General features: G+C 59.9%; 10 protein-coding genes. 6 read left to right on the forward strand and 4 right to left on the reverse strand.

What is annotated here, in order from left to right:
* Positions 1–26: 26 nt before the first annotated feature.
* Positions 27–1,691, reverse strand: a complete 1,665-nt coding sequence (locus CAQU_RS03915; RefSeq protein ID WP_075725404.1) for a peptide chain release factor 3 — start codon at positions 1,689–1,691, stop codon at positions 27–29.
* Positions 1,692–1,867: 176 nt separating this feature from the next.
* Here CAQU_RS03915 and CAQU_RS03920 point away from each other — a divergent pair, with 176 nt between their 5' ends.
* A complete protein-coding gene (locus CAQU_RS03920; RefSeq protein ID WP_075725406.1) occupies positions 1,868–2,746 on the forward strand; it encodes a hypothetical protein in 879 nt (292 codons plus the stop codon).
* Between the two features lie 120 nt (positions 2,747–2,866).
* Here CAQU_RS03920 and CAQU_RS03925 read toward each other — a convergent pair whose 3' ends face one another.
* From CAQU_RS03925 to phoA, 3 genes are all read right to left on the reverse strand, one after another.
* Positions 2,867–3,994 (reverse strand): permease, encoded by a 1,128-nt coding sequence (locus tag CAQU_RS03925; protein ID WP_245797292.1) that lies wholly within the window; start codon positions 3,992–3,994, stop codon positions 2,867–2,869.
* Positions 3,991–4,875 carry a TIGR03943 family putative permease subunit gene (locus CAQU_RS03930; protein WP_075725408.1) on the reverse strand — a complete coding sequence of 295 codons (885 nt, stop codon included), beginning with the start codon at positions 4,873–4,875 and terminating at the stop codon, positions 3,991–3,993. Before CAQU_RS03930 ends, CAQU_RS03925 begins: the two co-directional genes overlap by 4 nt.
* Positions 4,876–5,065: 190 nt before the next feature.
* Entirely contained in the window at positions 5,066–8,257 is a 3,192-nt protein-coding gene (phoA, locus tag CAQU_RS03935) for an alkaline phosphatase (protein WP_075725410.1), read from the reverse strand.
* A gap of 827 nt (positions 8,258–9,084) precedes the next feature.
* On the opposite strand from phoA, the gene CAQU_RS03945 reads away from it, so the two are divergent.
* The 5 genes from CAQU_RS03945 (at position 9,085) to CAQU_RS03965 (ending at position 14,377) form a co-directional block, all read left to right on the forward strand.
* On the forward strand, positions 9,085–9,702 hold the full coding sequence (locus CAQU_RS03945; protein ID WP_075725414.1) for a hypothetical protein: 618 nt from the start codon (positions 9,085–9,087) through the stop codon (positions 9,700–9,702).
* 175 nt (positions 9,703–9,877) lie between these two features.
* Positions 9,878–10,903: a LacI family DNA-binding transcriptional regulator gene (locus tag CAQU_RS03950; RefSeq protein ID WP_075725416.1), complete on the forward strand. Its 1,026-nt coding sequence runs from the start codon at positions 9,878–9,880 to the stop codon at positions 10,901–10,903.
* Positions 10,900–12,453, forward strand: coding sequence for a sugar ABC transporter ATP-binding protein (locus tag CAQU_RS03955; protein ID WP_075725418.1), 1,554 nt, complete (start codon positions 10,900–10,902; stop codon positions 12,451–12,453). The genes CAQU_RS03950 and CAQU_RS03955 overlap by 4 nt, the downstream gene beginning before the upstream one ends.
* Positions 12,454–12,455: 2 nt before the next feature.
* The gene (locus CAQU_RS03960) at positions 12,456–13,427 is read left to right on the forward strand and encodes an ABC transporter permease (protein WP_075725420.1); all 972 of its coding nucleotides are present in this window, start codon (positions 12,456–12,458) and stop codon (positions 13,425–13,427) included.
* 47 nt (positions 13,428–13,474) lie between these two features.
* The gene (locus tag CAQU_RS03965; protein ID WP_425429703.1) at positions 13,475–14,377 is read left to right on the forward strand and encodes a D-ribose ABC transporter substrate-binding protein; all 903 of its coding nucleotides are present in this window, start codon (positions 13,475–13,477) and stop codon (positions 14,375–14,377) included.
* Positions 14,378–14,387: the final 10 nt, after the last annotated feature.

The raw sequence follows: 14,387 nt of genomic DNA on the forward strand, positions 1-14,387 counted from the left end.
ACGGGCACACGGTTTAGTTCTGCCGACTAGTCGGCGACCAGCGGCTCGAGAACGAACTCGGGGTGTTCCTTCTCAATGAACTGCAGGCGCCACTTGTCGCCAAACAGGGCCACCAGCTCACCGTCGGTGCGGGTAAACACCTCGCATCCGCGCTGCTTGGCCAGCTCTGCGGCGGTCTCCGGGGTGGTGCGGCGCGCCACCGAGTAGGGGATGGGCTCGGCGACGGTTTCCACGTTGTATTCGTTTTCCATGCGGGCCATCATGACCTCGAACTGCATGGGACCCACCGCGGCCATCACCGGGGCGGCATCACCGCGGGCATCGTTTTTCAGGATCTGCACCACGCCCTCAGAAGCGAGTTGATCAAGGGCCTTGCGGAACTGCTTGTACTTGCCCAAAGATTTTGCGCGCAGGGTGCGGAAGTGCTCCGGGGCGAACTGCGGCATCGGCGGGTACTGCACCTTACGGCCCGCATAAATCGTGTCGCCCGGCGCCAGGGAACCCGCGTTGACCAGGCCCACAATGTCGCCCGGGTAGGCGGCCTCCACCGTGTTACGGGTGCGACCAAACACGGTCAGTGCGTACTTGGTGGAAAAGCTGCGCCCCGACTGGGCGTGCGTGACCTGCATGCCGCGGGTGAACTCGCCGGAAACGATACGCATAAACGCCAGGGAGTCGCGGTGGTTTTTATCCATGCCGGCCTGCACCTTAAACACCACACCGGAAAACGCGTCCGCGACCTCACGGTTGGCATCGAAAGCAGCCGTGGCTTCCTCAATCGCCTTATCGGAGGACGCGCGCGACGCGGGTGCTGGTGCCAGCGCGCACAGGGTGTCCAGAATCTGGTGCACACCGAAGTTCAACATGGCGGAGGCGAAAATCACCGGGGAGGTGGTGCAATCCAGGAACAAATCCTGATCGTGCACGGCACCATCCATCGTCATCAGCTCGATTTCCTCCGCGCAGGTATCCCACGCCTCGCCCTCGCGCTGCTGGGCCTCGTCGGGGGAGTAGTGCTCCTCCGGGGCGATGGTGGAACCACCGGCAGTACGGATGAAGTGGATGTACTCATCGGCTTCACCGTCCTCGGTCACGCGCGCCAAACCACGGAAGTCGCCGGCCTCACCAACCGGCCAAAACAGCGGGGTGGGCTGCAAGCCGATCTCGTTGACGATGTCATCCATCAACTCCAGTGGCGCCATGCCGGGGCGGTCCCACTTGTTAATCACCGTGACAATCGGCAAGCCGCGGGCCTTACACACCTTAAACAGCTTCAGGGTCTGCGGCTCCAGGCCCTTGGCGCCATCGATCAACATCACGGCCGCATCCACCGCGGTCAACACACGGTAGGTGTCTTCAGAAAAGTCCGCGTGGCCGGGGGTATCGACCAGGTTGATCATGTACGGCTCGCCGTCGTGGCCCTCGGGGGCGTACTCAAACTGCAGCGCCGAGGACGCGATGGAAATACCGCGGTCTTTTTCCATCTCCATCCAGTCCGACACCGTTGCTTTACGGCCGGCCTTGCCGTGCACCGCACCGGCCTCCGAAATCACGTGCGCATGCAGCGCCAACGCCTCAGTCAACGTGGACTTACCGGCGTCGGGGTGCGCAATCACCGCGAACGTACGACGACGGTTCGCTTCCTGGGTGATGTGGGCGGGAGTGGCAGTAGCGGCAGTTGAGTCAGACACGGAAGCAAACTTTACCTAAAGGCTGCACAAATAGCCCTACTGAGACCACCGCCGACAGGGGAGTACTCAACCCCACCCCCACTTGTACTCCGATGAACGGGTGAGTTAACTGGAAAACACCAGCGCCGTCACCGTCGACCGCGCACACAACACACGCAACCGAAAGCTTTGCCACCATGCGCACCACAAAACTTCTGGCCACCACCATGGCCGCCGCACTGTGCCTCGCCGCCACCGCACCCGCCCACGCCGCCACCCCGCGGGTCGAAAACTTCACGCACGTTGATGGCACCAGCGCACTCGGCTGCGTCATCGACTTCAATCCCAGCCCGGCGGACGTGCAGGCCGGACAAACCGGGGTGCTTGGTGACTACGCCAAACAACTGGGGTCTTTGGAAAATGACGTGCGCCTTGCACTGCTGGCACGCATCGACAACCAGCGCCTGAGCGATGCCGTGGTGGCCGTCGAGGCTGGAAAACTTTCCCCCGAAAAATTCGAGGCCATCGCACGCGAAGCCGTGGCGGCCGACAAAGAACTAGACGACAGTGCCCTGGTGTGGCTCACCCCAGGCAAGGCCACCACCGCCATGACCCAGGCAATGAACCAGAACTACGAAGACTTCGTCACCAAGCTCGATGCACTGGATCGGCCACTGAGCTACGGGGAGGCCCGCGACGCGGCCTCCCAAGGCTTTGTCATTCCCGGTTCCCGGATTGCCACTAAGGACTCCTTCGGGACCGAGTGGGCCAACCCGCAGGCCATGGGTAAAGCCACCCCGACAACCGCTGCACTGGCCACCGTCGTCAAAGAACACGCCGCAACAGACAGCAAGCTCAACGAATTGGCCGCGCAGATCCGCACCGCCACCATCACCGAGACTCTCAATGCCTGCATGAGCGAATTGGATAAGCGCGGAGTCTCCCACGACGATTCCCACCACGGCAGCTCCACTGGCTCGGCCGAGGAAAAGCTCAGCAATCCCCTGATGATCATCTTCGGAGCAATCGCTGACTTCTTCGGTTTCCTCCGCTCCCTGTTTGCCGGCTCCTCCTAGAACAGGCAGCACCATCCAAAAAGGGTCGGCCCCTCACGCCAAGTGTGTGAGGGGCCGACCCTTTGATTGTGTGGAGTTGTTGCGCGCCGCGACATGCAGCGGCTGATTTTTCGCAGGACGCTAGAGGCGCCCGAAGACGACGAAGCCCACAAACATGGCCGACACGATCGCACAGACTGCGACCACCGCCACGAAACGGCGGGTAAAAGCCGCCCCAAAAGTGCCGGACTGCATGCTGATGAGCTTGATATCAATCACCGGCCCCACCACCAAGAACACCAGCTGTGCGGTGGGGGACACAGCAGTAAACGACGCCGCCACGAACGCATCCGCCTCAGAACACAAAGCCAGCAAGATCGCCAAGACAGCCATCAGCGCAATCGCCATCAACGGCTCCTTGCCGACGGTGACAAACCAGGTAATCGGAACAAACACCTTCACCATGGCGGCGATCATCGCGCCAATCACCAAAAACCCACCAGCCTGGGTCAGATCCGCCAACGCGGCGTGTACGAAAGCCACCCGGCGCGAAGACCCAGCCTCGGCCACCGGGTGCGCGCAATTGCACCCAGCCTCGTTCTCGTCGCTCACACCAGCAATGCGCTTTTTCAGCCCGGAGTTGTCGCCGACCGCCAGCCACAACCAGCCCGCCAACAGCACCGCCACAAACGAGGCACCAAAGCGCGCCCACGCCATCGCCGGCAGGTCATAAAACGCCACCGCCGTGGACACAATCACCACCGGATTCAACGACGGTGCGGCCAACATAAACGACAGGGCCGCCGCCGGGGAAATACCGCGCGACATCAAAGAACGTGCCACCGGAACAGAGGAACACTCACACCCCGGCAAAGCAATCGCCGCCGTGGTGGTCAGTGGCACCGTCAAGAAGCTACTGCGCGGGGTGATCCGGCGAATCAACTCCACCGGCGCAACCGTGGCGATCGCGGCACTCACCAGCACACCCAGCACCAAAAACGGCAAGGCCTGCAAGGTAATAGCCACCGTCAAAATCGCCCACGACTGGGCCTTACCCGACAAATCCACCAGCGGGTCAGCCGCGCTACCAGGGCCGGTGCCCAACTGCGACCACCACGCAATCACGCACCCAACAACAGCAATCGCAATCGCCACCAGAATGCGACGCGGAAACCGCGCCGCACGACCCGCACCGGGTGGCACAGGGGAGGGAGAAACAACAGAATTACCCGCAGGTGTGCGGGAGACAACAGGAGAAGCGGTCATCATAGGTACGGCACCTTCGGAGCAGACATCGGGGATACAGAATCAGCAGAAATCACCAACAAATTGCGGCCATCGGCCTCAGTTGCCACCCCATCAACCGTGCCGGTCACCTTCACCCAAGAATCCGGCGCAAACCCCTGGGAATCACCCACCCCAGACACCGCCACCGTGTACGCAATCGCATCGGCAGCACAGCAATAAATCTTGAAACGACTCACAAACAACTCGCCCGGCTGCGCCACATCACCCCGGCCAGTCTCCGGGGAAACAAACCCCTCAAACGTCACAGATTTACCCGCCAGCTTCGACATCTCCCCGAAATTAAAACGATCCGACAGCTGCTCCAAGGTCAGCTCATGGGTTTGGCCATCCGCCAAATCCTTAAAACTAATCTTCGCGGTCCCACCCGCACCACCCGCCGCACTGGCCTGACGCGTCCGCGACTGATCCCCCGTCGTGGTACTGGACAACATCGAACCCGCCAAAGGCTGCGGGGCCGCCACCACAATCAGCGCCACCGGCACCAACAACGCCACCCACACCCGGGAACGCGCCGTCACCACCTGCTGATGCCGCCACAACAACGCCGCCGCAGCACACAGAACAATCAAGGCGCACACCACCGCGAACACCGGATGCCAAAAACCCTTAATGAAATACGCAATCCGGCCACTAGCAACCAGCGCCAAACCACACATTCCCAACACAATCCACGTCACCAGTGCGCCGGTGGGCAGGGGAGAAGACTCCACCCCACGGTCGCCGTGATCATGGTCGTGCTGCACAGCAGCACCGCAACAGCCAGCATCACTTGGCGCATCCACCGCCACACCCACAACGGGCAGCGGCACACGCGCAGACTCATGCACAGGGTCATTTTTCACAGCGCTTAGAACCTTCACTTCACACCCACCACCGGATAAGACCCGTGGCAGGCAACAAAACAACAACACTCACACACAATCGGCGGCGAAAAACTCCTCGCCGCCACACGCCGGGCCACCCCCAATACGGGGCGACCCGGCACAGCAATCCACCACCGATGGTGAACCGCCAGAAAAACTCAGGCGCCGGCTAGCCGCCGATCTTCTCGCGCTCCTTACGGCTGGCGAAGTACGCCGCCGCAGCGACCACCACCAGCACCAGCACACCGACACCAACCAGCCACCACCGCGACTGCGTCGAAGCGGGAGCCGCCTGGGTTTGACCCAGCTTGGAGCTCAAATCGATCTTCGGATTGTCCTTGTACAAATCCAGGCTGTTAGCCAGCACGTAGTGAATATCGGTCTGATCCAGCTGGCCGACCACGGCCTGCGCGCCGGGGCCTTCGGCGGCCACGCGCAGTTGCGCGCCGGTGTGGGTTTGGCCGCCGAGGGCGACATCGTCGTCGTTGCTCTTGGCGGTGGCGTAGTTGACGGTCATGTCATCGCCGTCGACGGTGGTCAGCTTGGTGGTGCGCCCGGCGGTCAGTTTGCCGTTGGCGGTCAGCTGGGAGGTGTGGGCGTGGTCTGCGGTGAGCACGATCAGGGTCGGCTCGCCGGTCTTTTCGACCCATTCGCGGGCGGCCTGCACGGCCTGGTCCAGCTGGTAGGCCTCACCGATCTGGCCGCAGATGTCGGCGTCGTGGTCGGCCTTGTCGATGGAGGCGGATTCGACCTGGAGGAAGAAGCCCTCGTCGTTTTGGAGCAGATCCAGGGACTTCTTAGTCATGTCGGCCAGGGTGGGCACGTCCTTGCCACGCTCGGGGTTGAGGTTGCAGGATTTCGCGTCTTCCTTGGCGCCGGTGACGGTGGGGATGGACTGCTCGAACAGCCGGGGCAGGTTCTTTTCGGAGAACAATCCCAGCACTGGTGCGTCCTGGTCTGCTTGTGCCACAGCGTCCAGTTCATCGCGGTTGGTGACCACGTTGAAGCCCTGGTTCTTGGCGTTGTCGAGCACAGATACGCCCTTGGTCCACTGGTGGCCGGCCCAGGGGCCGTCGACCTTGACTTCCTGGTTCATGTACTTCGCACCGCCACCCATGGTGACGTCGGCGCGGGTGTCGATGAGCTGCTCGGAGATCGAACCTAGGCCGCCGTTTTCGCGCCATTGGCCATCGAACTCAGGCCCTTGGCATTTGTCGGAGTTTTCCTCCTGGTTGGGCCCGTAGCACTTGCGGTGAAGCGCGTGTGCGCCGACGGCTGCGGGGGTGGCGTCTTGGATTTCGGAGGTGGTGACGTTGCCGGTTTTCAGGCCCTTGGCTTTGGCCAGCTCGATGAGGTTGGGCACCGGGTTGCCGGCAACATCCACGCCGATGGCGCCGTTGTAGGACTTGGTGCCGGTGGCCCAGCCGGTGGCGGAGGCGGCGGAGTCGGTGACGTATTCGGGGCCGGAGCCGTCCGGGTTGAGCGCGAAGGTGGTGTAGGAGCCGGTATACGGCAGGGCGTCGATGCCGGGGAAGCGGCCGTTGGCGCCGTAGAGGTAGTTGCGCGCGGAGGTCAGCTCGCTGTCGCCGGTGCCGTCACCGATGAACAGGATGACGTTCTTGGCCTTCTCCTTGGCGGCGTCGGTGCCGGCCAGCGGGCCTTTCTTTCCGAACTGTGCGCAGTCGCCGGGGCCGGGGGTGTCGGCGCCGTAGCAGGTGTTGGACAGGTCCTGCGGGGCCGCGCCGTCGTGGATGGCGGCGGTTTTGGCGTTGTCCGGGATGGTGGCGAAGCCTTCACCGGCGGGGATGTCGTTGATGCCGAGGGAGTTGGCGAGGGTGAAGAACAGGTCGGTTTGGTCGGTTTGTCCAACGACGTTTTCTTCGCCGGGGCCGAAAGCTGCGACGCGCAGCTGGGAGCCGTTGTGCTGCTGGCTGGCTTTGGGGTTGTTGACGACCTCGTCGACGGGGATGGTGCCGTAGCCCAGGGTCATGCCGAGTCCGTCTGCGGTTTTCAGGCGGGTGGTGGCGGAGACGGAGTCGGTGGCGTCGTAGACGATTTGGGTGGAGTGGGCGTGGTCGGCGGTAACGGCGACCAGGGTATTGCCGTCCTTCTTAGCGAAGTCCATGGCTGCCTTGACGACTTCGTTGAGGCGCTCAACCTCGCCGATGGCGCCACAGGAGTCGGCGGCGTGGGAGCGCTTGTCGATGGAGGCAGACTCCACCTGGAGGAAGAAGCCTTTGTCGCTGGTGGGGTCGTTGAGCAGGTCGATGGCCTTGTTGGCCATGTCGACGAGCTCCGGCTCGTTGCCGATGTCCTGGGTGGTGCACTCGGTGGGCTTGTCCTGGCTGCCGCCGGGTACTGCCTTGGAGGGAGCGAAGCGGGTGGTCATGTTCTTGTCGTGGAACAGACCCAGCACCGGTGCGTCTTGGTCGGCCTTAGTGATGGCGTCCAGGCCTTGCTTATCGGTGACGACTTGGTAGCCGTTGGCTTTGGCGTTTTCCAGCACGGTTTTGCCGGCTTCCCAGTTGGCGGGGTTATCCAGGAAGGGCTGTTTGCCGGGGCCGGAGTGGCTGACGGTCTGCTCGAAGGCTGCCTTACCGCCGCCGAGGACGAGGTCGGGGCGGGTGTCGACGAGCTGCTCGGAGATGGAGCCGAGGCCGCCGTGGTTGCGGTATTGGTCCTGGAAGGATTCGCCTTGGCAGCTTTCGGAGTTTTTCTCTTCTTCCGGGCCGTAGCATTTGCGGTTGGTGACGTGGGCTACCAGTGCTGCGGGGGTGGCGTCTTGGACTTCGCTGGTGGTGACGTTGCCGGTGCGCATGCCGGCTTTTTTGGCTTTTTCGAGCAGGTTTTCCAGCGGTTTGCCATCCAGGTCGACGCCGATGGCCCCGTTGAAGGTTTTGGTGCCGGTGGTCCACGCGGTGGCGGAGGCGGCGGAGTCGGTGACGTAGTTGAAAGAGCCGTCCCGGTCGATGGAGTGGTGGGTGTACGTGCCGGTGGAGGTGAGGTTGTCCAGGCCGTCAAAGCGGCCGGCCGCGCCGTGGAGATAGTTGCGGGCCATGGTGATTTCCTGCTGGCCCATGCCGTCGCCGACGATGAGGATCACGTTTTTAGCGCGCTTGTCGCTGCGCTGTGGTCCTTGGGGTCCGTATTGGGCGCAGTCGCCGGGGCGGGGTGCGCGGACGGTGCCGTCGGGGTTTTTGGTGTTGCAGCTTTCGGGGCCGTTGTAGCCGATGCCGTCGAGCATGGTGGGTTTGTCGGCGGCGTGGGTGGGCGGCAGGGTGGCTGCGATCAGTAGGGCGCAGGTGCTCAGGGCGGTGGTTGCTGCCCAGCTGCGTTTTTTGGCGCGATGCGGCGCGGTCATAAAAAGCCTCTCGTACACATTTTTTGGCGTGGGAAAAACTGTTTGTCGCTTTTTCCGTGAGCCAGTGTATGAGTGCCAATGGCTGTCTTTAAGGGGTTGGTTGGGAACTTTTTATGAAGGATTTGTTAATGGTTGTTGAACTGTATCTGGCGTTTGTGATTGCGGTTTTGTGCGATATTTTGTGCCCTCTTTAATGGGTTCACTCCCAGGGTGGGGGAGAAGCCTGCATATCGCCCTTCCCGCATCAGCACAGTTCAAAGGGGGAGGCGGTGGTCAACTTCGTTTTGCCGGCCCATGCTGAATCTGCTTGCGGTGGGTGTGCTTAAGTGTTTATGGCGGGTAAAAATGTGGGGTTTTTCTTTTTGGGTGCTGTGCCTTTTGTGGGGGTGGAAAAGAATGTCAAATAACTTTTGGATTTTGTGCGGGGATTTTTCTCGCATTTCGGGGATGTCGAGTTTTGGGATTTTCCGGCCCGGGTGCATGAGCGGAAACTAAATGAAATAAAATATCAAAAAGGGATCTGTTAGATCACGACCCAGCCAACTTCGCCGCCGCCGGCGGCCGCCCGCCCCCACCTGCCGACGCCTTGCGAAACCCCACCCGCGGATGAAGATTTGTAACACGTGCCCCACCCGTCACGACTTATCGTGCAACGGGTCACCATTGCCGTTTTTAATGCGTTGTTTACGCCAAAAAATGTCTACGATAACCCGTTGATACCACGCGATCATCGCGCTGGTTGTGGCTTGCACCCCCGGCCTTGGCGGGGCGGATGCGGCGCCCCCACAAACCCTTTTCTGTATCTGTTTTCCCTGAGGAGAATTCACATGGCTTTGAAGCGTCGTATTGCTGCGACTGTTAGTCTCGCACTCGCGGTCAGCGTGATGCCCGCAGTGTCTGCGCACGCGCAGGACACCGCCACCACCGACACCGCCGCCACCGCACCGGCTGCCACCGATCAGGCTGGCCAGTCCGGCGATTCCGCTGAGGGCAGCAAGGATTCCGCTTCGACCACCGACACCGCGGATGCCGGCACTCAGACTGGCGCCGATGCCCCCGCCGAGGGCAACACCGGGGTTGCCGAGGACACTGCGACCACTCCCGCCAAGGAAAACACCGAGGCTGCTGAGACCACTCCCGCCAAGGAGGATGGCTCCAAGGAGTCCACCGGCACCACCCCGGCCACCAACACCACTGAGCAGCCCGCCCCGGGCACTGGCACCACCCCGGGTGACAACAACAACGGCACCCACCGTCCCACCACCGGCGAGCTGTCCTCCTGGGCAACCGGCTCCGTGAGCGGCTGGGGCGGCCTGGTGTTCTTCTCCGTCTCCAGTGTCGTCATCCTGATCGCCATGGTGTCTGTCATGGTCGCTGAGCTTCTGCACCTGCCGCTGCCCTTCGGCCTGAAGTCCCCGCAGCCGCCGGCAATCAACCACCGCTAAAGCGGAATTCTTTCAAAAGCCCACGCATTGATGCGTGGGCTTTTTTCGTGTGTTGGGCCACTTGCTTTGGAAGATATGACCCAAACCACTTGACGGCATTTTGGAGCTACGTTAGTCTGCGGGTGTGCAAACGTTTGCACCAGATTGTGAAGTCAGTTGGAAGTGAGGTGAGCTGATGCGCTCCGCCACATTAAGAGATGTCGCCCAGGCGTGTGGCATTTCAATTTCAACTGTCAGCCGAGCCCTTGCCGGCCACCCCAAGATCTCCGAAGAGACCAAAACACGGGTCGAAACGGTCGCGAAACGACTCAACTATCGCCCAAATCGTCAAGCACAAGCATTGCGGGGATCGGCTACTCAAGCCATAGGTTTGATTGTTCCGGGCGTGGGAAATCAGTACTTTGCGTCGCTTGCTGATGTGATTCAAAAGCAGGCTGCAAAAAACGGGCTAAGCCTGATCATGGCTAGTTCCGATGATGATCCAGAACGGTTGAAAGAAGCCCTGGACATCATGATTAACCAAAGGATCGACGGTCTCATTGTCGTTCCGCATATTGGAACTGAAGAAGTTCTACAGCAACTCGAAAAAGATGGAACTCCAGTTGTCTTGGTAGACCGTCGATTCGAAGAATACGACGCGTCCCAAAGCGTTTCACTGGCCTACGTTGATTCGGATCCCGAACCCGGAATATTTGAGGCAGTCAAACTACTGGCAAAAAACGGGCGAAAGGTTGGCTATCTAGCCGGCCCTCAAGACACATCTACCGGTATTCGGCGGCTTCAAGCTTTCAACAAAGCATGTTCCTCGTTGGGAGTCACAGGTGAAACCTACAACGGCGGATACGAGGAGGAGCAGGGCTTTCAAGGCGCAGGGATACTCCTGGATCGCGGATGCACGAACCTTCTGGCAGGGGACTCGATGATGACCGTGGGTGCCCTCAGAAAAATTCTGGCTGAAGAACTCCAGCTCGGAAAAGACATCTGCTTGGTAGGGTTTGACGATTTTCCAGTCTTTGAACTCCAAGAAACCCCCATCACGATCATCGATCAAGACGTTCGGCAAATGGGTAAACATGCCTTTTCGCTCCTTTACGAAAAGATGTCCAGCGTTCAAAACCATCAAAGCATCGAACAAAAACATCAAAGTCTTCCAACAAAACTAGTTTTGCGGGCATCTACTCCAATGGAGGTGGAGAAATGAGCGAAGCTCAAACTGTGGTCTCGCTAGAGTCCGTGAGTAAATCCTTCGGCCCCGTCAACGTGATCGACCGAGTCGATCTCCACGTTCGAGCAGGCCAGGTCCATGCGCTACTAGGAGAAAATGGCGCTGGAAAGTCAACGCTGATCAAAATGATTTCCGGCGTGCACCAGCCCGATTCGGGAACCATCACAGTCGACGGCAAGGTCACTGAGATTCCTAATACCAAGGCCGCTGAAGCCCTAGGCATTGCCACGATCCACCAGGAACTCAACCTCGTTCCCACGATGAGTGTTGCCGAGAACCTGTTGCTTGGGCGCACACCTTCCCGTTGGGGACTGGTGAACCGTAAACACATGCAGAGCATGGCCAAAGCGGCCCTGGATCTCATTGGAGTTGACGTCGACCTAGATGACACAGTCGGAAGCCTTGGTATCGCCCGGCAACAGTTGGTCGAAATTGCAAAAGCCCTCACGATGAATGCTCGCGTTCTCATTCTTGATGAACCGACGGCCGCATTGACGGGCGCCGAAATCGACAACCTGTTCAAGGTCATCGAAGACCTCAAAGAAAAAGGTGTCGGGATGGTCTTTATCTCCCACCACCTGGACGAGATCGCTCGAATTGCCGATACCGTGTCCGTGCTTCGTGACGGTCAATTCATTGCCGAAGTACCGGCAACAACCTCTGAAAAAGAACTCGTTCGGTTGATGGTAGGTCGAGATATCGATGACCAATTCCCGCGTGTGCGACCTGAAGAAAGCTCGTCCACCCCGCTTCTAGAAGTCAAAGGGCTTACTCGAAAAGGCGCGTTTAGCGATGTGTCCTTCGACGTTTTCCCTGGGGAGGTCCTCGGTATCGCCGGCCTGGTTGGGGCTGGTCGCACCGAAGTTATCCGTGCTATCGCCGGCGCCGACAAAACAGATTCTGGAACAGTGCACGTGCGGGGCAAAAAGGTCACGAACGGCAGCATCAAGGACTCCATCCGATCCGGAATTGGTCACGTTCCAGAGGACCGAAAGTCCCAAGGACTTATCCTCGACGCCCCGGTGTCGGAAAACCTGGGGCTAGCGACGCTGAGTAGTACAGCCAGGTTCGGTATCGCAGACCGTCGCGGACAAAAGCGTCGCGGCGAAGAAGTAGCTGAAAAACTCCGGATCCGAATGGCCAGTATCAATTCCCTGGTGCGAAATCTCTCCGGCGGTAATCAGCAAAAAGTGGTCTTCGGGCGCTGGGTGCTAGCTGGCTCTGAAGTGCTCTTGCTGGACGAACCCACTCGTGGCGTCGACGTCGGCGCAAAAGTCGAAATCTACAACATCATCAACGAAGTCACCGCCCGCGGAGGAGCCGTGGTCATGGTGTCTAGTGATCTCCCTGAAGTTCTCGGAATGTCGGACAGACTGCTGGTCATGTCCAACGGCCGCGTGACTGGAGAACTAGACCCCCACGTTGCTTCGCAAGATGACGTCATGCATTTAGCAGTCTCGAATGTGGATTCTGCGGTTGAAGAATCATCGCTCGAAAGCAATGCAGTAAGCAGGAAGGACAACTGAAGATGACACAGCAGAAAGTTAAAACTCCGAGAAAAATTGGTCCAGTCGTCGACTGGCTTATGAACAACGGTGCTCTCGTAGGGCTCGTCGTTCTGTGCGTTGCGCTGTTCATCGCCACACCACACTTCCTCACGGTTCAGAACCTGCTCAACGTGGGTATTCAAGCCGCCACGGTTGCGATTCTCGCGTTTGGCATGACCTTTGTCATTGTGACTGCAGGTATTGACCTCTCCGTTGGTTCAGTGGCTGCATTCGCGGCGATGGTATCCGCATACTCGTTTAGCGAACTGGGGCTTCCTGGTTGGCTGACCGTCATCGTCGGCTTGGGCATCGGCCTGTTGGCTGGCTTGTTGTCGGGTCTTTCCATTGCCTATGGAAAGCTCCCAGCCTTCATCGCTACCTTGGCGATGATGTCCATTGCCCGTGGTGCCACGCTGGTGCTTTCTCAGGGCTCCCCGATCCCTAGCGCTCCTGCGGTGAACTGGATGGGTTCCACCAAGGCGGGAGTTCCGGTGCCAATTCTGATGATGGTGCTCGCGGGGCTGGTGTGCTGGTTCATTCTGAGTCGCACCGTAATTGGCCGATCCATGTATGCCATTGGTGGAAATGAGGAGGCTGCACGACTGTCTGGCCTGCCAGTGAAGAAGATCCTTGTCGTGGTCTATGGCCTGTCGGGCATTTTCGCTGGCCTTGCGGGCCTGGTCATGACTGGCCGACTTTCTTCCGCGCAGCCGCAAGCCGCCGTCGGGTACGAGCTTGATGCAATCGCTGCGGTGGTTATCGGCGGTGCCTCACTTGCCGGTGGCTCCGGTAAAGCAACTGGAACGCTTATCGGCGCAATCCTTCTGGCCGTGATCCGAAACGGCCTCAACCTCATGAACGTCTCAAGCTTCTGGCAACAGATTGTCATCGGCTGTGTCATCGCACTAGCCGTCGGCTTTGACGTCATTCGAAACAAGACTGAAAGGGCATAACAATGCGCTCATTTACCAAAAAGACTCTGGCTGTTGCATCTGCTGCCATGCTGACCCTGGGTGTAACTGCATGCAACCGCGAATCTTCCGATGATGCCTCCGGCGGCGCCGCTGGCTCGAACGTCACTTTGGCGCTGTCGACCCAAACCAACCCGTTCTTCGTGCAGCTGCGTGATGGCGCTCAAGATAAGGCCAAGGAACTCGGTCTCAACCTGAACATCCAGGATGCTTCCGACGACCCGGCAACGCAGGTCAACCAGCTGAACAACGCCATCACCTCTGGCGCGAAGGTTGTCATTGTCAACCCGACTGACTCGGACGCGGTGGTTCCCGCCGTGGAAGCGTTGAACAACGCGAACATTCCTGTTGTTGCAGTAGACCGCAGCGCAAATGGTGGGGACGTCGCTTCCTTCGTTGCATCGGACAACGTTGCTGGTGGAAAGCAGGCAGCTGACGCGTTGGCAAAGTCCATCGGCGAGCAAGGCGAGGTTCTGGTGCTGCAGGGCATCACTGGTTCTTCCGCTTCCCGAGACCGCGGTAAAGGCTTTAACGAAGGAATCGCCAACTACCCGGGCATCAAGGTGGTTGCCTCCCAGACCGCAGGCTTCGACCGCACTCAAGGCCTCAACGTCGCCACCAACCTGCTGCAGGCGCACCCGAATGTGAAGGCCATCTTCGCTGAGAACGACGAAATGGCACTCGGCGCCCTGGAAGCTCTCGGTGCTCGTGCCGGCAAGGACGTCATGGTCGTTGGCTTCGACGGAACCAGCGATGGACTCAAGGCCGTTCAGGATGGCCGCATGGTTGCAACCATCGCCCAGCAGCCGGGCGAGCTAGGCGCTAAGGCTGTCGAGCAGGCAGCCAAGCTCGCCAAGGGCGAGGAAGCTGAAAAGGAAGTTCCCGTCGAGGTTGTGACGGTGACGAAGGAAAACGTCGCCGACTTCGAGTAAGAACTTCTTC

This window comes from Corynebacterium aquilae DSM 44791 (assembly GCF_001941445.1).
Taxonomy (GTDB): domain Bacteria; phylum Actinomycetota; class Actinomycetes; order Mycobacteriales; family Mycobacteriaceae; genus Corynebacterium; species Corynebacterium aquilae.

Coding starts and splice junctions, on each gene's coding strand:
- CAQU_RS03920 (WP_075725406.1), top strand. CDS start 1,868: ATGCGCACCACAAAACTTCTGGCCACCACCATGGCCGCCGCACTGTGC.
- CAQU_RS03925 (WP_245797292.1), bottom strand. CDS start 3,994: ATGATGACCGCTTCTCCTGTTGTCTCCCGCACACCTGCGGGTAATTCT.
- phoA (WP_075725410.1), bottom strand. CDS start 8,257: ATGACCGCGCCGCATCGCGCCAAAAAACGCAGCTGGGCAGCAACCACC.
- CAQU_RS03945 (WP_075725414.1), top strand. CDS start 9,085: ATGGCTTTGAAGCGTCGTATTGCTGCGACTGTTAGTCTCGCACTCGCG.
- CAQU_RS03950 (WP_075725416.1), top strand. CDS start 9,878: ATGCGCTCCGCCACATTAAGAGATGTCGCCCAGGCGTGTGGCATTTCA.
- CAQU_RS03955 (WP_075725418.1), top strand. CDS start 10,900: ATGAGCGAAGCTCAAACTGTGGTCTCGCTAGAGTCCGTGAGTAAATCC.
- CAQU_RS03960 (WP_075725420.1), top strand. CDS start 12,456: ATGACACAGCAGAAAGTTAAAACTCCGAGAAAAATTGGTCCAGTCGTC.
- CAQU_RS03965 (WP_425429703.1), top strand. CDS start 13,475: ATGCTGACCCTGGGTGTAACTGCATGCAACCGCGAATCTTCCGATGAT.